Source organism: Fructilactobacillus sp. X1R3C1 (genome assembly GCF_059901545.1).
Genome location: NZ_JBWXUT010000004.1, coordinates 55,368 through 76,608, shown reverse-complemented (window position 1 = coordinate 76,608; position 21,241 = coordinate 55,368). Strand labels below are relative to the sequence as shown.

Sequence of the window (21,241 nt, the reverse complement as noted above, 5' to 3'; positions counted from 1 at the left end):
TTTGGCAATGAAATTCGTAATTAACCGTAATGCTTTCATCAAAGCACTAAATACCGTATCAAGAGCAATCTCATCAAAAACGACCATTCCAATTTTGACGGGTTTAAAATTAGACGTATCAGAAAGTGACATTCTACTAACTGGTAGTAACGCTGACGTTTCAATTCAAACTAGCATTCAAGCTTCTAATCCAGATAATGAACTCACGATTAACTCAACTGGTAGCATCGTCTTGCCGGCTAGATTCTTTAGTGAGATCGTCAAAAAGTTACCCGATAAAACCATGTCATTAGAAGTTGGTGACAACTTTCAGACCACGATTAAGTCAGGTAACTCAGAATTTACGATCAACGGTCTTGATGCGAACGGTTACCCACATCTACCTGAAATTGATTCCGAGAATACGGTTGATTTAGCGGCTGATATTTTCAGACAGGTTATCGGACAGACGGTTATTGCGGTTTCAAAACAGGAAAGTCGGCCAATCTTGACCGGGGTGCACTTCACGCTTGCTAACAATAAGTTGCTTGCGGTTGCAACCGACAGTCACCGTTTAAGCCAACGAAGAGTTAGTCTTCCAGCTGATGACGACGGTAAGTTTGACGTGGTCATCCCAGGTGACAGTTTAAAAGAACTCTCACACATGCTTGACGGAATCGATCAAAACATCCAGATGAACTTGTCGGAAAATCAGGTCCTCTTTACCCTCGGCGAAACCCGATTCTACTCACGTTTACTTGAGGGCAATTATCCGGATACTTCGCGTCTGATTCCAAAGACTTCAAGTACCAAGATGGAGTTTGCGGCTGGTGACCTACTGGCCGCAATCGAGCGGGCTTCGCTGTTGTCACATGAATCGCGAAATAACGTCATTAAGTTGACGATTAAACCAACCGACCAGGTCGTTACCATTTCGGGGAATTCTCCTGACGTTGGAACCGTTGAAGAAGATTTAAAGCCAAAGACTTCAGAGGGCGATGACCTTGAAATTTCGTTTAACCCCGATTATATGAAGGAAGCTCTCAGAGTTTTTGGGCAAACTGACATTGAGATTGCGTTTACTTCAGCTCTTCGTCCGTTCACGCTGGTTCCAACCGAAAATAAAGAAGATTTCATCCAATTGATTACCCCAGTTCGAACCTTTTAATTAAGAATGATTATTAACGACCTTCATTTTGAGGTCGTTTTTTTTATGTCTTTAAAATGAAACCAAATTATATTTACCAAAGACCTCAAAATATTAAAAAAGCTCATATTTCCATTTATTTACGAATATGAGCTTTTTAGATCATTTGAGGCATTTTTGTCTAGAAATGCGTACACGCGCATAAAACGCATAAAATCGCCCGATTTATGTACTTTTACCAAATTTTAGCGTATAATAGAAATAGATTGAAAGTGGGTGAATTCATGAAAAAAGACATTTTCATAACGACTCCGTACATAACTTTAGGGCAACTCTTAAAAGAAGAGAACATTGTTGAATCAGGTGGCAAAGCGAAGTGGTACCTAAAGGAAAATATGGTGTATCTAAACGATGAGCCTGAGAATCGACGTGGCAAGAAGCTCTACCAGGGTGATACGGTCTCAATTCCGGACGTAGGGATGTTTTTTATTAAGACAAAGTAGGGTTAAGCATGCAGCTAGAAGAATTGAAATTACGCAATTTTCGTAATTATAAAGATGCTGACGTTCATTTCTCAGATGGAGTGAACGTGTTACTTGGACAAAACGCCCAGGGCAAAACCAATCTACTTGAAGCAATTTACGCGCTCGCCCTTACCAAAAGTCATCGGACCACTACCAATCGTGATTTGATTAATTGGGAAGAACACCATGCGCAATTGTGGGGTCGAGTTAAAAAGAACCATACTACCACTGAACTAGAGCTTGATTTTGGTAAAAATGGCAAGCGAGCTAAGGTCAATCACATTGAACAGCCCAAGCTATCGTCTTACGTCGGGCAGCTGAACGTGATTTTGTTTGCTCCCGAAGATTTGTCGATTGTAAAGGGTTCGCCTCAGATTAGAAGGCACTTTATGGACATGGAGTTTGGCCAGATGAGTAATCGCTATTTATACAACATGACCCAGTACCGTCGAATTTTGAAACAACGAAACGCCTATTTACGTGAACTATTACTTCACAAACAGAGTGATCTGGTCTACCTGGATGTATTGTCAGACCAGCTTTCAGCGTATGCGGCCGAGATTATTTTCCAACGCATCCAACTGATTGCCAAATTACAGAAATGGTCTTCGGCCATCCATTACGAAATTTCACAACAAAAGGAAACGTTGCGATTTAAGTACGTCACCGCGCTAAAAAAGGCCGATTTAACGTCAGTGGAACGAATCTATCAGAGTCTGCTGGCTAAATTTAAGGCCAATCGAGATAAAGAAGTGAGGCAAGGAACGACGATCTTTGGGCCGCATCGTGACGATTTACACTTCATGGTTAACGGCAAGGATGTCTCCACCTTTGGTTCACAGGGTCAACAGCGAACGGCGGCATTATCCACGAAGTTGGCCGAGATCGATTTAATGAAAGAAGAAACCGGCGAGTACCCGGTTTTACTACTTGATGATGTTTTGTCTGAACTTGATGAAAGTCGGCAGACCCACTTGCTGACTGCCATTCAGGATCGGGTTCAAACCTTTCTAACCACCACAAGTATGAGTGGGGTCGCATCTGATTTAATCAACAATCCCAAGACTTTTCACATTGAAAAGGGAGTCATTGTATCCGAGTAACTTAGTTGAGGAGGAATTGTAGTGACTGATCAAGAAAAAGAAGCAAAAAGAGAACGGGCCGGGGAGTACGACGCTAGTCAAATCCAAGTCCTAAAGGGACTAGAAGCGGTCAGAAAACGTCCTGGAATGTACATTGGAGCCACTAACGAACAGGGACTCCATCACTTAGTTTGGGAAATTATCGATAACGGAATTGACGAAGCGTTGGCGGGTTTTGCTGACGAAATCAACGTTACCGTGGAAAAGGATAACAGTATTACGGTCGTTGATAACGGTCGTGGGATTCCCGTCGACACCCAAAAAGATACCGGTAAGTCGGCACTAGAAACCGTCTTCACCATCCTCCACGCTGGTGGTAAATTCGGTGGTGGCGGATACAAGGTTTCTGGTGGACTTCACGGAGTTGGAGCCTCAGTGGTAAACGCCTTGTCAAAGGAACTGGACGTTGTTGTTACTAAAGGTGGCAAGCGGTACTACATGGATTTTGAAAGGGGTCACGTCAAGACGCCAATGAAGGTCATTGGGGACGCACCCAGAGATGCTCACGGAACTAAGGTTCACTTTGTTCCCGATCCAGACATCTTTACCGAGACCACGACCTTTAACATGAAGACTTTGACCACGCGTGTCAGAGAACTGGCCTTTTTAAACAAGGGGTTAAGAATCACAATTAGAGATGATCGCCCCGAAAAACCCGTGGAACACGATTTCTTCTACGAAGGTGGAATTCGGCACTACGTTGAATTCCTCGATCGGGGTCGCACTCCAATCTTCAAGGATCCCATCTACATTGAGGGTCAGGAAAATGGCATCACGGTCGAAGTTTCAATTCAGTACACTAACGATTACCACAGTACCCTTTTGACGTTTACTAATAACATCAATACCTATGAGGGTGGAACCCACGAAGAAGGGTTCAAGCAGGCTTTGACCCGAATTATCAATAACTACGGGAGAAACAACAATTTAATTAAGGATAGCGAACCGAACCTTTCTGGTGACGATGTTCGAGAAGGAATGACCGCGGTCGTTTCGGTTAAGCATCCCGATCCTCAATTTGAGGGTCAGACCAAGACAAAACTTGGTAACTCTGATGCGAGAACCGCTACGAACCACATTTTCGGTCAGGAATTTTCCAAGTTCATGATGGAACATCCTCAGATTGCCGAACAGATTGTTGAAAAGGGTTCCGTGGCCTCTAAAGCGCGAGCCGCAGCGAAAAGAGCTCGTGAAGTAACCAGAAAACGAAGCGGACTTGAAATCAACAGTTTACCCGGGAAGTTAGCTAATAATACTAGTAAGGATCCGAAAGTCTCTGAATTGTTCATTGTCGAAGGTGACTCGGCCGGGGGTTCCGCTAAACAAGGTCGTTCTAGACTGACGCAGGCTATCCTGCCAATTCGTGGCAAGATTTTAAACGTTGAAAAGGCCACGATGGAAAAAATTCTGGCTAATGAAGAAATTCGTTCTTTGTTTACCGCGATGGGGACTGGCTTTGGCAGTGACTTCGACATTAGTAAGGTTAACTACCACAAGTTAATCATCATGACCGATGCCGATGTTGATGGGGCCCACATTCAGATTTTGCTTCTAACCTTAATTTATAACTACATGCGTCCAATGATTGATGCTGGATACGTCTACATTGCCCAGCCACCGTTGTACCGAGTTCGTCAAGGAAATAAGTTCCAGCGATACGTTGATTCTGATGAAGAACTCCAGGAGTTATTAGCTCAACTACCAGCTTCACCAAAACCACAAATTCAACGATACAAAGGTTTAGGCGAAATGGATGCCTCGCAGTTGTGGGACACCACCATGAATCCAGATCATCGTCGGCTTCTAAGGGTTACTTCTGATGATGCTTCGGCTGCTCAAGAAGCCTTCACCATGTTAATGGGTGAAAAGGTGGCTCCAAGACGGAAGTTTATTGAAGATAACGCAACCTTTGTTGAAAATCTGGATGTATAAATTGTTTCACGTGAAACAATTAGGTTAATTGACTGATTTAACAAGGAATGGAGGCAAAATCTCTTGGCAAATGAAGAAAATAATAAACCAAGTCGAGTTCAAAACATTGAATTATCGAAGAAGATGAGATCATCATTCTTGGATTATGCAATGAGTGTGATTGTGTCCCGTGCGCTTCCTGACGTTCGTGACGGCTTAAAACCGGTTCATCGTCGAATCCTGTACGATATGCACGAACTAGGAGTTACACCGGATAAGCCTTACAAGAAATCCGCGCGAATTGTTGGGGATGTTCTAGGAAAGTTTCATCCTCACGGTGACAGTTCCGTGTATGAGGCCATGGTTCGAATGGCTCAGGAATTTAGTTATCGTTACATGTTAGTTGACGGACACGGAAACTTTGGTTCCGTCGATGGTGATGGTGCCGCTGCCATGCGTTACACCGAGGTGCGACTCTCCAAGATTGCGATGGAAATGTTGCGAGACATCAACAAGGACACCGTTGATTTTCAGCCTAACTACGATGGCACCGAACGTGAACCAGTGGTCTTACCGGCTAGAATTCCGAACCTCCTTTTAAACGGAGCTTCTGGGATTGCGGTTGGAATGGCCACTAACATTCCACCTCACAATTTAAGCGAAGTAATTAGTGCAATTCACATTTTGATGAGAAATCCAGACGCTACCACCAATGATCTGATGGAAGCTCTGCCCGGACCTGACTTCCCAACTGGGGGAGTGGTCATGGGTAAATCCGGAATCAGAAGAGCCTACGAAACGGGTCGTGGTAGTATCATTGTTCGGGCTAAGGTTGACATTGAGGAACAAAAAAACGGCAAACAGCGCATTATTGCGACTGAATTGCCGTACATGGTCAACAAGGCTAAGTTAATCGAACGGATTGCTGAACTAGTAAGGGACAAACGAATTGAAGGTATTACCGCCATTAACGATGAGTCCGATAAGGACGGGATGCGGGTTGTGATTGATGTCAAACGGGATGCTTCAGCTGAAGTTATCTTGAACAATTTGTACAAGTTAACCCTGATGCAAACCTCCTTTAGTTTCAACATGCTAGCCATCGTTGATGGTGCGCCGAAAGTCTTGAGTCTGAAACAAATTCTGCAGTACTACCTGGAGTATCAGGTGGAAGTTATTACCAGAAGAACGAAGTTTGACTTACGTAAGGCTCAGGCTCGAGCTCACATTCTGGAAGGGTTACTGGTTGCTCTTGACAACATTGACGCCGTCATCAAGATTATTCGTAATTCCGCGACTGGCGATATCGCCAAAAACGAACTGATTAGCAATTTTGATTTAGACGACAAGCAAGCGCAGGCCATCTTAGACATGCGGCTGGTTCGATTAACCGGACTGGAACGTGGCAAGATTACCGACGAGCATAATAAATTACTGGCTAACATTAAAGATTACAAAGACATTTTAAACAGTCGAGATCGGATCAACGGCATTATTTACGATGAACTCCTTGAGATTCAGAAGAAGTTTGGTGACAAACGGCGGACCGAATTACTGGTTGGTGAAATTACCAGTATTGAGGACGAAGATTTAATTGAAGAGGAAAACGTCGTAATTACTTTGACCCACAACGGTTACATTAAACGACTACCAACCGACGAGTTCAAGGCCCAAAATCGTGGAGGTCGTGGAATTCAAGGAATGGGTGTCAATAAGGACGATTTCATTGAACATCTCCTGTCAACGGCAACCCATGATCGACTCTTGTTCTTCACGAACGCTGGCAAAGTTTATAGTATGAAAGCTTACGAAGTCCCAGAGTACGGACGATCCGCGAAGGGAATTCCAATTGTTAACCTCTTAAACTTGGGTCAAAATGAGAAGATTCAAACGGTTATCAGTATTTCGTCCCAGCATAATGACGAGGACAAGTACCTGTTCTTTACAACGAAACTGGGAACGGTTAAACGAACCCCAGTCTCTGACTTCTTGAACATTCGAAAGAATGGTTTAAAGGCCATTCACTTACACGATAATGATGAAGTGATTGGCGTATCCATCGTGGATAACGGCGACAACATGATCATTGGAACTCATTTGGGATACGCCGTTAGCTTTAGAGCTGATGACGTTCGCTCTATGGGACGTTCGGCTTCAGGAGTGAGAGGAGTTCGACTCAGACCAAATGACTATGTGGTTGGAGCGGCCATCTTGACACCTGACAGTGACGTGTTTGTCATTTCTGAAAATGGATATGGGAAACGCACGAAAGCTTCCGACTACCCGATCAAGGGTCGCGGTGGTAAAGGAATCAAGACGTCAAACGTTACTAAGAAAAATGGTCCCCTAGTGGGATTAAGTACCGTGACTGGTGATGAAGACATCATGTTAATCACTAACATGGGTGTTATGATTCGGTTTGCCGTTTCCAACGTTTCAGAAACCGGTCGTGCCACCCTTGGAGTTCACTTAATCCGGGTCGACGATAATGCCAAAGTTGCGACGATGGCAGTCGTTGCTAAGGATGAAGAGAATGAATCAAAGGTCAATGAACCAGCTTCATCTACCGATCAATCCGAAGAATAATGCTTTAAAATAACACTACGTTAACGGTAGTGCTATTTTTTTGCCTAAATTTATGGTTAACATTCGTAAATTGGCACTTTCATATTGATTAAATGGTGCAATTCGATTATGATATTGGTTGTGTTTGAAACATTTAAACTAAATTTGACAAAATAGTTCGTAAAATAATCAAGGAGAGTTATGAAGATGGACGTGTTTGATTACGAAGATATTCAACTGATTCCGAATAAGTGTGTGGTCAATTCTAGAAGTGAGTGTGATACTTCCGTGGAATTTGGTGGCCGTAAGTTCAAGATTCCGGTCGTACCCGCCAACATGCAAACGGTCATTAATGCTGATTTAGCCGAAAGCCTTGCAAAAAACGGTTATTTTTACGTCATGCACCGTTTTCAACCTGAGAAACGACTTGATTTTGTTAAAAAGATGCACGCTGACGGGGTCTTTGCCTCTATCAGCATTGGGGTCAAGCCTGGCGAGTATGACTTCATTAAAGAGTTGGTCAAAGCCAACCAGCTTCCTGAATACGTTACGATTGACATTGCTCACGGATACTCGGACTCGGTTATCAATATGATTAAATTCGTCAAAGAACAGATGCCTGACACTTTCCTGATTGCTGGAAACGTTGGAACGCCAGAAGCCGTGCGGGCACTTGAAAATGCCGGAGCGGACGCTACCAAGGTTGGAATTGGACCCGGGAAAGCCTGCATTACCAAGATTAAGACCGGCTTTGGAACGGGAGGATGGCAATTAGCTGCCATTCGGTATTGTGCGAAGGGTGCCAGAAAGCCCATCATCGCTGACGGTGGGATTCGGACCGATGGTGATATTGCGAAATCAATTCGCTTTGGTGCTACAATGTGCATGATTGGATCGATGTTTGCGGGCCACGAAGAGTCGCCCGGTAAAAACGTTGAAAAAGACGGTAAGGAATACAAAGAGTACTTTGGTTCCGCATCGCAATTTCAAAAGGGTGCTTACAAGAACGTCGAGGGTAAGAAGTTGCTGGTTCCGTTTAAGGGCAGCATCTACGACACCTTACGGGAGATGCAAGAAGATTTGCAGTCATCAATTTCTTATGCTGGTGGAAAAGACATTGATGCCATTAGAAAAGTTGATTACGTGGTCGTAAAAAATTCAATTTATAATGGTGATTAAAAAAAGATTTAAAAAAGCTTCGTATTTAATCATGTATCGCAAGTCAACGTCTCAAATGTCCTGTTGAAGTAAAAAACAATCAATGATATAATCAATCGTTGTGAGTTTAATTAGATGTTAATTGACTCCCCTTGCTCTCCAAATCACTGGAGAGCCGACAGTCCACAAGGAGGTGTAATTCATGGAAAACAAATACGAAATTACTTACATCATCAGACCAGATATCGACGATGCTGCCAAGACTGACTTGGTCAACCGCTTCGATAAGATCTTGACTGATAACGGTGCAAACGTAATCGATTCAAAAGACTGGCAAAAACGTCGTCTTGCCTACGAAATCGGCGGTTACAATGAAGGTACTTACCACATTGTTAACGTTGAAGAAGGCGACAACGACCAAGGTCTAGACGAGTTTGACCGTCTTGCTAAGTTTAACAAAGACATCTTACGTCATATGATCGTAAGAAGAGACGACAAATAATTTAGAATGAAAGGAGTTTTTCAGTATGATTAATACAGTAGTTCTTACTGGACGCTTAACACGAGACGTTGATTTGCGATACACCCAGAACGGCGCAGCAGTGGGTACTTTTACGCTAGCTGTTGACCGTCGTTTCACTAACTCAAATGGTGATCGGGAAGCTGACTTCGTCAACTGTGTCATTTGGCGCAAATCAGCTGAAAACTTTGCCAACTTCGTGCATAAGGGTTCCCTGGTTGGAATTGAAGGTCGAATTCAGACCCGAAATTACGAAAACAAGCAGGGTCAACGAGTTTATGTTACCGAAGTAGTCGTTGAGAACTTCACCCTCCTTGAACCACGTTCACAGAACGGAAATGGGCAGGGTCAAGTTAACAACGGTGGCAATCACGATCCTAGCGAAAATCCATTTGGAACTCCAAAGACGAGTGGTCAGGCCACTCCTAACAATAGCAAGGGCAACGACAATTCGAAGGATCCGTTTGCTAACTCTGGAGACCAGATTGATATTTCCGATGACGATCTTCCATTTTAATGGAACGATTTGATTAATGTTTTAGGAGGGAATTACACATGGCTCAACAAAGAAGAGGTGGCCATCGTCGCCGTAAGGTTGACTTTATCGCCGCTAATCACATTGAATACATTGATTACAAAGACGTTGATTTGTTAAGACGTTTCGTATCAGAACGTGGTAAGATTTTACCTCGTCGAGTTACCGGAACAAGCGCTAAAAACCAACGTAAGTTGACCATTGCGATCAAGCGTGCCCGCATCATGGGCTTAATGCCATTCGTAGTTGGTGACTAATTAAGAATTTGAGACTTAACTAATTTAGTTAGGTCTTTTTTTTATCCGATTATTGGGTTGCCTCAATGTGATAAAATAGAAGCTATAATGGAGCAAAGATGGGAGTTACTATGAAGAAATTCTTTTCACAAATGACGTTGCCGCCATTTTTAAAAAATACACGATTAAGAAAAATTACGATTTTTATTGCAATTTCATTGATTTTGGGACTAGTAATTGCCTTTCTCTACAACTTCTTTATCGGAATCGTTCTTTTACTGATTGCTTGTGTGGGACTCGTCTATACCATTAACACGATGAACCGCGTGGGTGAAGAATCCGATAAGTACATCAATGATTTGTCCTATCAAATCATGCGCGGACAACAGGAGTCACTACTTGAGATGCCGATTGGGATCTTAATCCTTGATGATAACCACGTGGTGGAGTGGATTAATCCATATTTACAGCCATACTTTGATAGTACGGAGGTGGTCGGATATCCACTTGACCATTCTGCTCCAGACCTCTTTGACATCATTCAGGCCAACCTTGACCAGACCAAGCCGATTGAGGTCACCTGGCGCGGTCACATGTTCGATATGTTGATTCAAAGAGAGTACAACACCGTCTACATGATGGACATTACCCGCTATGCTGAGATTGAAAAGAAGTACGAAAACGGTAAAATTGCGGTCGGCCAGATTTTTCTGGATAATTTTGACGAAATTACGCAGTCAATGAGCGACCAGGACGTCTCGAACCTTAGAAACTACATCACCAACGAACTGAGCTCGTGGGCGCAGGAATACGGGATTTTTCTAAAGCGAATTGATGCCGATCATTACTTTATTCTGTTGTACGTTTCCGCGTTGAATCAAATTGAGGCGGATAAATTTAAGATTTTAGACGTGATTCGAGAGGATACCTCGAAACAGAACCTTCCTTTGACCCTTAGTATCGGGATTTCATACGATGATAATAACCTGAACAACTTAGCCGACCAGGCTCAGAGTAACCTTGATTTAGCCCTCGGTCGTGGTGGAGATCAGGTGGTCGTTAAGGCTAAGGACAAAGAAGCCCGCTACTATGGTGGAAAGACGAACCCAATGGAGAAACGAACTCGGGTCCGGGCGCGAATGATTTCCCACGCTTTACAAGAGTTAATGAAAGAATCGGATCAGATCTTCGTTCAGGGTCATGCACAGCCTGACATGGACGCGATGGGAGCCGCCATGGGAATTAGACGGATTGCCCAAATGAACGGGAAGCAGTGTTGGATTGTGATGGATGACGAAGAACCGCACTCAGACATCAAGCGGTTATTAAACGCGATTGATGATTATCCAGACATTAAAGAATCAATTATTACTCCAGATAAAGCGTTGAAAAAGGCAACTGACAACAGTTTGCTGATTATGGTTGACCATTCTAAACCTGACATGGGTGTTTCTGGGGACCTTTACAAACGCTTAAAGAACCGCGTCGTCATCATCGACCATCACCGGCGTGGTGAGGACTTCCCAGAGAATCCGATCCTGGTTTACATTGAACCTTACGCTTCGTCAGCCTGCGAACTGATTACCGAGATGTTTGAGTACCAGTCTCAGGACGCCGATCCAATCAACCAGTTAGAAGCGACCGCCATGCTGAGTGGGATTGTGGTTGATACCCAATCTTTTACGATTAGAACGGGAACGAGAACGTTTGATGCGGCGAGCTATCTGCGGTCAGCTGGTGCCAACGCTGACGAAATGGCCGACTTTATGAAGGAAAGTATTAATAATTACATGGCCCGAAACCACCTGATTTCCATGATGGAACAGATTGATGAGAACATGGCCCTGATTACCGCTGAGGATGATAAGGAATATGATTCGGTCATTGCCGCGCAAGCCGTTGATTCGCTACTGACGATTGACGGAGTGGAAGCCTCGTTTATCGTCTTTAAGCGGACGAACGGGAACATTGGAATCTCGGCGCGAAGTAATGGTAACATTAACGTTCAGTTGATTATGGAAGCACTTGGTGGAGGTGGCCACTTATCAGCGGGAGCTACGCAAATTCCCGACGAAAGTGTTTCAGAGGTTAAGAAGACACTGCTAGGTGCCATTGATAAAATCGTTAATAACGATGATAAAACCGACCAATAGCAGAATTAGTTTAAATCTGTTAAATTATTAGTAAACAAGGAGGGATTTAAAATGAAAGTAATCTTTTTAAGCGATGTTAAAGGCAAGGGTAACCGGGGCGATGTTAAGGACATGCCATCCGGGTATGCTAACAACTTTTTGATTAAGAAGGGCTTGGCTAAAGAAGCTACCAAGCAGGCTATCAGTGAATTAAAGGCTCAACAACACGTTGAACAGGAGCACGAGCAAGAGGAACTAGCAGATTCCAAGAAACTGAAAAAAGAACTTGAAAATGACAAAACCGTCGTTGAACTGAAGGCCAAGGCTGGATCTGACGGTCGCTTGTTCGGTTCTATTACCAGTAAACAGATTGCCCAGGGACTTTTGGATCAATACAACATTAAACTGGATAAACGGAAGATTGAATTAAGTGAACCAATCAAGACCATGGGATACACCGATGTTCCCGTTAAGGTTCATCCCCAGGTTTCCGCTCAAATTCGGGTTCACGTAAGCGAAAAATAGTCGTAAGTTGCAGTTAGAAAAGAGTCGATAATGAACAACGATACTTTAAATGATCATACGCCACCACAAAATATTGAGGCCGAAAAGGCCGTTTTGGGTTCCATTTTTCTGAGTACCGACGGTTTAGTTGACGCGATGGAATATCTGAATCCAGATGACTTCTATAAGCGAGCGCATCAATTAATTTTTAAGGCGATGTTGGATCTAAATGATGACGATCAGGGCATTGATGCCGTGACCGTGACCGATCTTTTGAAGCAGCGGGACCAACTGGAAGACGTTGGTGGTGTGCCTTACATCATTGATCTGACCAACGCCGTCCCAACGGCCGCTAATTTGGTCTACTACGCGAAAATTGTAAGAAATAAGGCCGTGCTCAGGCGCTTGATTCAGACGGCTACTAACATTGCCACTCAGGGATATGAACAGTCCGAAGACGTCGAAGACCTCCTCGATAATGCCGAACGTGACATTATGAACGTCTCTGAGGACCGTAATCAGTCGGGATTTAAGAACATCAAGGACGTTTTAAACGAATCATTTACAAAGATTGACCAACTTTCTCAAAATGGTGGCGACGACATCACGGGACTTGCGACTGGTTATCATGAGCTCGACAAGATGACGACCGGACTTCATCCCGGCGAATTGATGATTCTAGCTGCCAGACCGGCCGTTGGTAAAACCGCCTTTGCGCTAAACATTGCGCAAAACGTGGGAACCAAGACCGACAAGACGGTGGCCATTTTCAGTTTGGAAATGAGTGCCGAATCGTTAGTGAACCGAATGTTGTGTGCCGAAGGTAGCATTGACGCCAATCACCTTAGAACGGGTCAGTTGACCGAAGAGGAATGGCAGAACCTAGTCATCGCGATGGGCAGTCTTTCTAAGGCCCACATTTACATTGATGATACTCCCGGCAATAAAATGGCTGGAATTCGGGCTAACTGTCGTCGCTTGGCAAAACAAACGGGGAACTTAGGGCTGATTGTGGTCGACTACCTCCAGTTAATTGAGGGTGGTAATAAAGAAAACCGGCAACAGGAAGTGTCTGAGATTTCCAGACAACTTAAAAAACTGGCCAATGAATTACAGGTGCCAGTGATTGCGTTATCTCAGCTTTCGCGTGGAGTGGAACAGCGTCAGGACAAGCGTCCGGTGCTGTCTGATATCCGTGAATCGGGGTCAATCGAACAGGATGCTGACATTGTTGCATTCTTATACCGAGAGGATTATTATGAACACGATTCAGACGATGATGACCAAGATCCACGTTCCGATGTTGAAAATGACGATGATAACGTTGGCGAAGTTGAAGTTATTATCGAAAAGAACCGTTCGGGTCCACGTGGAACGGTTAAACTGCTCTTTATTAAATCGTATAATAAGTTTTCATCGATTTCATACGCTTCAAACGATGGTGTACAGTAAAAGGCCACTTACAGAGTAAGTGGTCTTTTTATTAAAATTAAGAATGATTGAGAGGATTTTCAATGAATAACAATGAAAAGACACAAGGGTTGCCAAAACTTACCACGGCCGCAATCTGGTTTCTATCCTTTGGAATTCTTGGAGTCCAAATGGCGTTTGGCTTAATGAATTCGCAACTGGGAAGAATTTTTCAGACCCTCGGGACTTCTCCGAGTCTTTTAGGGCTTCTGTTTATTATTCCTCCAATTGCGGGATTATTTGTCCAACCGTTAGTGGGAGCGTGGTCCGATCGAACCTGGGTGCCAAAATGGGGAAGAAGAATTCCCTACCTCATTATTGGAACCGTTGCTTCCGCCATTACCCTGTTTCTTTTACCAAACGTTGGTGATTTTGGCTGGCCGAGCATCATTACGATCTCACTGGCCGCCGTCATCACGTTGGTTTTGATGATTGCGTTCAATATGTGTGTGCAACCCTACAAGATGTTGATTGGTGATATGGTTAATCAACGTCAGAGTGGGTTTGCCTACTCAATTCAGAGTTTTTTCTTAAACATTGGGAGTGTGCTGGCATGCCTATCGCCGTGGGTTTTCACCGAGCTCGGGGTCAGTAACACCGCTAGTAAAGGAATGATTCCTAATTCAGTCATTTTTTCGTTCTACGTTGCGGTGGTCGTTTTAATCTTCTGTACGTTTATTACCGTCATGAAGGTTGATGAGTATCCCCCTAAACAGTTTAATGACTATCATGGACTGGAGCAGAATGGCGAACGGGCCAAAAAGAGTACGTGGATGCTTTTAAAAGATGCCCCACGCGTTTTCTGGGTGGTATCCATCATCCAACTTTTTGCCTACATTGGCTTTGCCTACATGTGGATGTACGGGACGAGTATCATTGCCAAAAACGTTTTCAACACAACCAATCCGATGAGCAGTGGTTATCAGTCCGGTGGTAATTTATTTGGAATTTTATCGGCCGTTTATGCTTTATCAGCTGTTATTTTTTCACTTTTACTATCAAGAATCCCCCAACGAAAGTACAAGTTGCTCTTTTCAATTAGTTTGGTAATTGGCGGAGTCGGCTTTTTGATGTCAGCATTCTCCCACACCGTTTTCTTGCAGGTGCTTGCGTTTATTTTGATTGGCATTGGATGGGCTGGCGTTTCGGTCTACCCGTTGACTTTTGTAACCCGTGAGATTCCAGGAAAGTACATTGGTGTGTACATGGGACTGTTTAACGTTCAAATTTGTATTCCTCAAATTGTGGCTTCACTTGCTAGTCCACTAGTTGTGATGGCAATTGGATCCATTGCTAACATCTTTGCGATTGCTGCGGTTACCATGGTTTTGGCGGCAATCTCAGTATGGATCTTAAACGACATTAAAGACTAGTTGGAGGTGAGAACGTGCACGTAATTGATGTAGGTGGTTTTCGTGGGCACTCACTGACCGTTAGTTTCAATGGGTCGAACGTCTATTTTGACTACTTAGATGTAATTAATTTATTGAAGCCCAAAATGGTTTCACTTTCAGACAGTGAACTAGTGACTGATGAAAATGGAGTTAACCAATTAACCGTTTTAGGAACGTGTCGTCTTGCTTCCCTTAGTAATTATCCACGTGCTGACCGACTAATGCGCTGGATTCAGCAGCAGGTAAAACCAATCGTGTTGCGTTACGGAAATAGTTTAAAGCAGAATCAGATCACTAAATCAATTGATGACGTTTACGGTGAGTTACACGTAAGTGGGATGGAAATGACGAAACATGAGTTTTACCAGTTCTTAAGAGTCCATCACTACACCATCAAATGGCTCAAGGGAAATAATAGCCCCAGTGACCTGAGTATTAAAAAACGGTTAATGGTACCAAAAATTGGTCATTTTAACTTGCCTCAACCATGTGGAGCGGATAAACTATACGTAAACGCGGCTTTTACCACCAAAGGTGTCCAAGTTGTGATTAATCAGTTGAAAGAAGTAGATGAAGTTGCCTATCAACAGACTTCACTGTTTTAAATGATAATTGTTCCACGTGAAACAATTGATGTAATCCCATGGTGTTCAAGGATTAGAGGTGTTAAGCGTGAAGAAGCAACATGTCCTATCGTTAATCTTGGCCTTTTTGGCGGCAATGTTTTTGATCCTCGTTCCGTTTATTGAGGATCAAAGCTTGATTTGGATTGGTCTGGCGATGGCCGGCTTTTGTGCTGTTCTAGCAATTTTAACCGAGATTTTAGCAATTAAAAAATAAAAAAGGAAGGATCCTTCGCAATTAACGAAGATGGTCTTTCCTTTTTTAGTGAAATTAATGATATAAAAAAAGATCATGGCGTTAACCATGATCATGATATGTGATGGGCAGTCAGGGGATCGAACCCTGGACCCACGGATTAAGAGTCCGTTGCTCTGCCAGCTGAGCTAACTGCCCAAATCAAAAGTACATTCATTATAATAGCATACCGCAAAACCCCATGCAACACTAATTTACAAAAAAAGGCGAAATTGCAGATACGGAAGAAATACTGAAAAGAGCTGTTATTAATTAACAACAGTTGTTGAATAACGTGAAGCGAGTAATTTGATGTGTTACAATTTAACTAGGATTGAGCGTAAAATAAGTCTTGATCCCAAACTTGATTGATATGGGGACTGCCAGCAGTTCAAAGGAGACAAATAATATTATGAAGAAAAAAATTCTAGTTGTCGATGATGAAAAACCAATTACAGACATTGAAAAATTTAGTTTAACCAAAGAAGGATTTGACGTTGACGTCGCACACGATGGGCAAGAGGCCCTTGATAAGGTTGATAGTAACACGCCTGACCTCATTATTCTTGATCTCATGTTGCCAAAGGTCGATGGCTTAGAAGTTGCCAAGGAAGTTCGAAAGACCCACAACATGCCAATTATCATGGTGACTGCCAAGGATTCTGAACTCGACAAGGTATTGGGCCTAGAGCTCGGTGCCGATGATTACGTTACTAAGCCATTTTCCAACCGTGAATTAGTGGCACGGGTCAAGGCCAACTTGAGACGGCAGAACATCACTGGCTCAGCTGGGGAAGGGAAAGACGATAATCACGATATCGAAATCGGTGACCTGGTGATTCATCCTGACTCTTACTCCGTTACTAAACGCGGAAAGGGTGTTGATCTTACCCACCGAGAATTCGAACTTCTTCATTATCTAGCCCAACACATTGGTCAAGTGATGACCAGAGAGCACTTGCTTCAGACGGTTTGGGGCTACGATTACTTCGGTGACGTTCGAACCGTCGACGTGACCGTACGTCGTTTACGAGAAAAAATTGAAGATGATTCAAGTCACCCCAAGTGGTTAGTAACCAGACGTGGGGTTGGTTATTACCTGCGGGATTCCGAAAAAGAAGAATAACCCAAATTGATTAGTTTAGAGGTATTCATGTAATGAAGAAGAAAAGACGTTGGCACTTTTTAAGGTCCATTCATTTTAAGATTGCGTTAGTTTTCGCCTTAATGATGATCATTACCTTGGAAGTAGTGGGTGCCGTTTTTGTGCGTCAACTCGAGTACCAAAATTTGAATACGTTTAAGGACTCCATCCAACTGAAGCCCTACGTTAATACATCCCTTAAAAAGCAGTTAGCCAAAAAGAATCAAACCAAGGCTAATAAGCAGATCCAGACGATCTTGGAAGACGTTGATACCAACAATTCTGATGATATTCTGGTGGTGGATTCCAGGGGAAACATCCGTGGAACCAATCAGAGTAGCGACCAGTCGTTAGTGGGGCAAAAGACCACCGACAATGATATCAAGAACGCTTTAAATAACGGTAAAACCATCGAGAAAAACACCTACAGTGATGGGAACCGTTACTACACCATGATTACACCCTTGATTAACAGTCAGGGAAACGAGAACAACATGGAAGGGGTCGTCTACGTTCGGGCTAATCTGAACCCAGTTTATCAAAACATTAACAGTATCACCTTAATCTATCTGTTTGCGGCGATCGTTGCCATCATCTTGGGACTACTGTTAACGTTCATTATTTCTCGGGCCATTACGAAGCCAATCGACGCGATGAAGAAGCAGACGGAACAGATTGCTCGCGGAAATTATTCGGGGCACGTTAAGGTCTACGGAAATGACGAGTTGGGTCAACTAGCGAAGGCCGTCAACAACCTGTCAGTGCGGGTGGAAGAGTCTCAGGAGTCAACCGAGTCAGAGCGAAGGCGTCTGGATTCGGTCTTAGATAACATGACCGACGGGGTGGTTGCCACGGATCGTCGCGGAAACGTCATCATCATCAACGATGAGGCGCTTAGTTTTCTAGGCGTTAGTAAGCAACAGGTCATCGGTAAGTCCATCCTAGATGTCTTGCATTTACGCGACCGGTTCACCCTTAAAAACTTGATTGAAGACCCAGGACAGGTCAACTTGGACTTTTCTGATCACGACCATAAGCTGATTTTATCAGCTCATTTTTCGTTGATTCAGCGTGAATCCGGCTTTATTAATGGGCTTGTTTGCGTGTTCCATGACATCACCTTGCAACAAAAGATTGATGACGATCGGAAGCAGTTTGTATCCAATGTTTCACACGAACTACGAACGCCCTTAACCAGTGTGCATTCCTACATTGAAGCCTTGCAGGACGGCGCTTGGAAGGATAAAAAGTTGGCACCCAAATTTTTGAAGGTCACTCAGGACGAGACCGACCGAATGATTCGAATGATCAACGACCTTTTGACACTATCGCGGATGGATTCTGGGACCCAGAAGTACGATACGGAACTAGTTAACATCAACAAGCTCTTTAACTACATCTTGGATCGTTTTGACATGATCATTAAGACCGATGACGATCCGAAAAAGAAGAATTATTCCATTAAACGGGACTTTACTAAGCAGGATCTGTGGGCTGACATCGATACCGACCGTTTTACCCAGGTCATTGATAACATTATGAATAATGCAATCAAATATTCACCAGACGGTGGCGTCATTACCTGTCGGCTGTACGAACAGAACAACCGCATCATCATGAGTATTTCTGATCAGGGACTAGGAATGCCACGAAAAGCCATTAAACATATTTTCGATCGTTTCTATCGAGTCGATAAAGCTCGTTCACGGGCTCAAGGTGGAAGTGGACTTGGGCTCGCAATCTCTAAGGAAATTGTGGAAGCCTTTGGTGGCCATATTTGGGTCGATAGTATTGAAGGAAAGGGTTCAACGTTCTATATTTCACTACCAAACGAACCAGTCGAGGAGGATCTTTGGGATGAAGGAGAAGCTTAAACCTTATATTTTACCGGTTTCACTGTGCATTGCCGTACTAGTCAGTTTAGTGCTCATCGTGGCGCTACTGGTTAATCCAGCTCGCTTTGGGAGTCGAATGCATCAGGATAAGTCTGCTACGCTTAAAAGCGAAGTTTCTTCGAAGAATCGTTATGATATCTATTCTCCCACCGAGGTTATTACTACCACTAGGAGTGGGAAACAGAAGTCGCTCACAAGTGAGACCACGAGTTTGACCGGTGAAATCGTCAAAAACATCAAGACCTATCAGGTCAAGTCAATCAAAGAGGTCTCAAAGGATAACCAAAAGCGGTATATCGATACCCTTAACTCTGAAAATTCGCTGATGCTGAATTATGGTGGCGAAGTTCCAGTTAATTTGTTAAGTAAGATTTTTAATCATAAGGTGAAAAAGAATGATTTCAACGTTGATCGCATGGTCATCCCACTAAATGACAGTACCCACTTTTACCTGCTAGGCGATGACGGTTACCACGTGTACCAGGTCACCACTAAAAAGCGGAATTTAGCCAAGTTACAGAACATTCTTACTACGAAAGTTCAAAGCGTGGACGTTCAGATGCGGACGTTAAACGATCGCCCGTTTCTCTTCTACCCAAGCCAGGTCAAGATGCGTAATTACGGGTATTTACTCGCAGAACAGTCCCAGACGGCCTACATTAATCGGGTATTGGGTAATACGACGGATACCAGCGTTAAGCACCGAAAGAAGAGTACGACCTACAGTAGTCGGGACCAGTCGTTAAACTTTGACAATGAGGACAACGTTATTTATCAGGACTACCAGCAAAGTAAGCGGGGCCACAGCTATGAGGATGTTTTAAATTCAGCTTATCGTTACGCTAATAAACTAGGAATTCCACTGGATAATGCTCGTTTTGACAGTTATAATCCGGTCAAAAACACCGTCACCTACCGAACGTTTGTGGAGGGTTATCCGGTCTTCAATCAGAAGCGACTGGGAACGTGTTCGTTTAAGATGGGAAATGGTGGAGCCAATCGTTATGAATTTTCACTTTTAAGTTTCCAAATCCCAATTCCAACGAACGCCGAAAGTACCACCCTTCCAAGTACTGGAACAATCTTAAACCAACTATCCGCTCAGGGAATTGACATGAAGAAGGTCAGATCCATCACCCTTGGTTACCAAGTTGTTCCCGAAAAGAACAATAAGCAGTTAATCACCTTGCAGCCATCATGGTTCGTTAATTACGACGGCACCTGGATTAACTCCCAGTTGATTGGCAATGGGACCGGAAAGGAGAGCTTCTAATGAATTTTAAGCGAATTCAAGAAATCTTCTTGCTGGCTTTCATTATTTTAGACGTCTTCTTGGTCCTAATGATTGTTCAAAACCAAAACATGCAGTCAGAGAACACGAGTCAAAACAGTGCGAACTCCACCATTATAAAAGAAATGCGCAGGGATGAAATTTCCGTTGGCAAGCTCTCTAATAAGCGCTCTAACGGTTACTACATTTCCGCTTCTAATGATGGTAATCTCGCAAATGAGATGGGTAATTTGAAAAATCAGGACGCGCGCTTTGAAAATGGAGCGGTCGTAAGTACGTTGCGGACGCCAATTGACATTGATAATCGGAACCCACAGAACACACTGGATCCACTCATGAAAAGAAAGAGTTTTGTGATTAACGGTGAGGATTATGAGTACGACCAAAACCAGTCCAATTCAAGTAAGATTGTCTACATTCAGAAGGCTTTGACGAGTAATTTGATGGACAATAATGCCAGAATCATCTTCTATTTAGATGACGATGGGAATATTAAGAGTTATACGCAAACGGCGCTTAATAACATCAAGATTTTACACGAGAGTTCTGAGACCATTTCGGAAGAACGGGCACTGATCTGGCTCTACCAGTACAATGAGATTCCCAACAACTCCAGGGTGCTTTGGACTAGAAGATCGTACACTAAATTGTTAAACATTAATAATAATGGGGTCTACATCCCTACTTGGGTCATTGCCATCCAGACCCGCAACTCCAAGGACGTTTCCATAAGGCGGATTAACGCTTTCACTGGGTCGGTCTTAAAGACCGAAAACGTTCAGGAGAACTTTAAAAATAAAATCACAAGTGGGACAGAAGATAATTAGAAAGCTGGG

19 protein-coding genes and 1 tRNA gene are annotated in these 21,241 nt (G+C 43.5%); 19 read left to right on the top strand and 1 reads right to left on the bottom strand.

Features of this window, described 5'->3' with window-relative positions:
• The first annotated feature begins 7 nt into the window (after positions 1–7).
• The 15 genes from dnaN (at position 8) to AC6UD8_RS05195 (ending at position 16,057) form a co-directional block, all read left to right on the top strand.
• Complete coding sequence (gene dnaN, locus AC6UD8_RS05265; RefSeq protein WP_500699702.1) at positions 8–1,147, top strand: DNA polymerase III subunit beta; 1,140 nt, start codon at positions 8–10, stop codon at positions 1,145–1,147.
• A gap of 263 nt (positions 1,148–1,410) precedes the next feature.
• Complete coding sequence (gene yaaA, locus AC6UD8_RS05260) at positions 1,411–1,629, top strand: S4 domain-containing protein YaaA (protein WP_500694205.1); 219 nt, start codon at positions 1,411–1,413, stop codon at positions 1,627–1,629.
• 8 nt (positions 1,630–1,637) lie between these two features.
• Positions 1,638–2,753: a DNA replication/repair protein RecF gene (gene recF / locus AC6UD8_RS05255; protein WP_500699701.1), complete on the top strand. Its 1,116-nt coding sequence runs from the start codon at positions 1,638–1,640 to the stop codon at positions 2,751–2,753.
• A 21-nt stretch (positions 2,754–2,774) separates the two neighbouring features.
• Complete coding sequence (gene gyrB / locus AC6UD8_RS05250) at positions 2,775–4,724, top strand: DNA topoisomerase (ATP-hydrolyzing) subunit B (protein WP_500694202.1); 1,950 nt, start codon at positions 2,775–2,777, stop codon at positions 4,722–4,724.
• 123 nt (positions 4,725–4,847) lie between these two features.
• A complete protein-coding gene (gene gyrA, locus AC6UD8_RS05245) occupies positions 4,848–7,289 on the top strand; it encodes a DNA gyrase subunit A (RefSeq protein ID WP_500699763.1) in 2,442 nt (813 codons plus the stop codon).
• 186 nt (positions 7,290–7,475) lie between these two features.
• On the top strand, positions 7,476–8,447 hold the full coding sequence (locus AC6UD8_RS05240) for a GMP reductase (protein WP_500699700.1): 972 nt from the start codon (positions 7,476–7,478) through the stop codon (positions 8,445–8,447).
• A gap of 181 nt (positions 8,448–8,628) precedes the next feature.
• Positions 8,629–8,928 carry a 30S ribosomal protein S6 gene (gene rpsF / locus AC6UD8_RS05235; protein ID WP_500694200.1) on the top strand — a complete coding sequence of 100 codons (300 nt, stop codon included), beginning with the start codon at positions 8,629–8,631 and terminating at the stop codon, positions 8,926–8,928.
• A gap of 25 nt (positions 8,929–8,953) precedes the next feature.
• Positions 8,954–9,463 (top strand): single-stranded DNA-binding protein, encoded by a 510-nt coding sequence (gene ssb, locus AC6UD8_RS05230; protein ID WP_500699699.1) that lies wholly within the window; start codon positions 8,954–8,956, stop codon positions 9,461–9,463.
• Positions 9,464–9,501: 38 nt separating this feature from the next.
• The gene (rpsR, locus tag AC6UD8_RS05225; RefSeq protein WP_010022194.1) at positions 9,502–9,738 is read left to right on the top strand and encodes a 30S ribosomal protein S18; all 237 of its coding nucleotides are present in this window, start codon (positions 9,502–9,504) and stop codon (positions 9,736–9,738) included.
• Positions 9,739–9,848: 110 nt separating this feature from the next.
• A complete protein-coding gene (locus tag AC6UD8_RS05220) occupies positions 9,849–11,870 on the top strand; it encodes a DHH family phosphoesterase (protein ID WP_500695951.1) in 2,022 nt (673 codons plus the stop codon).
• 51 nt (positions 11,871–11,921) lie between these two features.
• Positions 11,922–12,374, top strand: a complete 453-nt coding sequence (gene rplI, locus AC6UD8_RS05215; protein ID WP_500694197.1) for a 50S ribosomal protein L9 — start codon at positions 11,922–11,924, stop codon at positions 12,372–12,374.
• Positions 12,375–12,404: 30 nt separating this feature from the next.
• The gene (dnaB, locus tag AC6UD8_RS05210; RefSeq protein WP_500695952.1) at positions 12,405–13,805 is read left to right on the top strand and encodes a replicative DNA helicase; all 1,401 of its coding nucleotides are present in this window, start codon (positions 12,405–12,407) and stop codon (positions 13,803–13,805) included.
• 62 nt (positions 13,806–13,867) lie between these two features.
• Positions 13,868–15,196, top strand: a complete 1,329-nt coding sequence (locus tag AC6UD8_RS05205) for an MFS transporter (protein ID WP_500699698.1) — start codon at positions 13,868–13,870, stop codon at positions 15,194–15,196.
• A gap of 14 nt (positions 15,197–15,210) precedes the next feature.
• Positions 15,211–15,822 (top strand): hypothetical protein, encoded by a 612-nt coding sequence (locus AC6UD8_RS05200; protein WP_500699697.1) that lies wholly within the window; start codon positions 15,211–15,213, stop codon positions 15,820–15,822.
• A 67-nt stretch (positions 15,823–15,889) separates the two neighbouring features.
• Entirely contained in the window at positions 15,890–16,057 is a 168-nt protein-coding gene (locus AC6UD8_RS05195; protein ID WP_500695955.1) for a hypothetical protein, read from the top strand.
• A gap of 104 nt (positions 16,058–16,161) precedes the next feature.
• Here AC6UD8_RS05195 and AC6UD8_RS05190 read toward each other — a convergent pair.
• Positions 16,162–16,234: transfer RNA gene (locus AC6UD8_RS05190), tRNA-Lys, on the bottom strand.
• A gap of 253 nt (positions 16,235–16,487) precedes the next feature.
• Between AC6UD8_RS05190 and yycF the strand changes: the two genes are divergently transcribed.
• Genes yycF through AC6UD8_RS05170 form a run of 4 tightly spaced genes read left to right on the top strand, consistent with a single transcriptional unit; the run spans position 16,488 to position 21,232 of the window.
• The gene (yycF, locus tag AC6UD8_RS05185) at positions 16,488–17,201 is read left to right on the top strand and encodes a response regulator YycF (RefSeq protein ID WP_039143559.1); all 714 of its coding nucleotides are present in this window, start codon (positions 16,488–16,490) and stop codon (positions 17,199–17,201) included.
• A gap of 32 nt (positions 17,202–17,233) precedes the next feature.
• Positions 17,234–19,093 carry a cell wall metabolism sensor histidine kinase WalK gene (walK, locus tag AC6UD8_RS05180; protein WP_500694192.1) on the top strand — a complete coding sequence of 620 codons (1,860 nt, stop codon included), beginning with the start codon at positions 17,234–17,236 and terminating at the stop codon, positions 19,091–19,093.
• On the top strand, positions 19,077–20,387 hold the full coding sequence (locus AC6UD8_RS05175; protein WP_500695956.1) for a YycH family regulatory protein: 1,311 nt from the start codon (positions 19,077–19,079) through the stop codon (positions 20,385–20,387). Before walK ends, AC6UD8_RS05175 begins: the two co-directional genes overlap by 17 nt.
• A complete protein-coding gene (locus AC6UD8_RS05170; protein ID WP_500694190.1) occupies positions 20,387–21,232 on the top strand; it encodes a two-component system regulatory protein YycI in 846 nt (281 codons plus the stop codon). The genes AC6UD8_RS05175 and AC6UD8_RS05170 overlap by 1 nt, the downstream gene beginning before the upstream one ends.
• Positions 21,233–21,241: the final 9 nt, after the last annotated feature.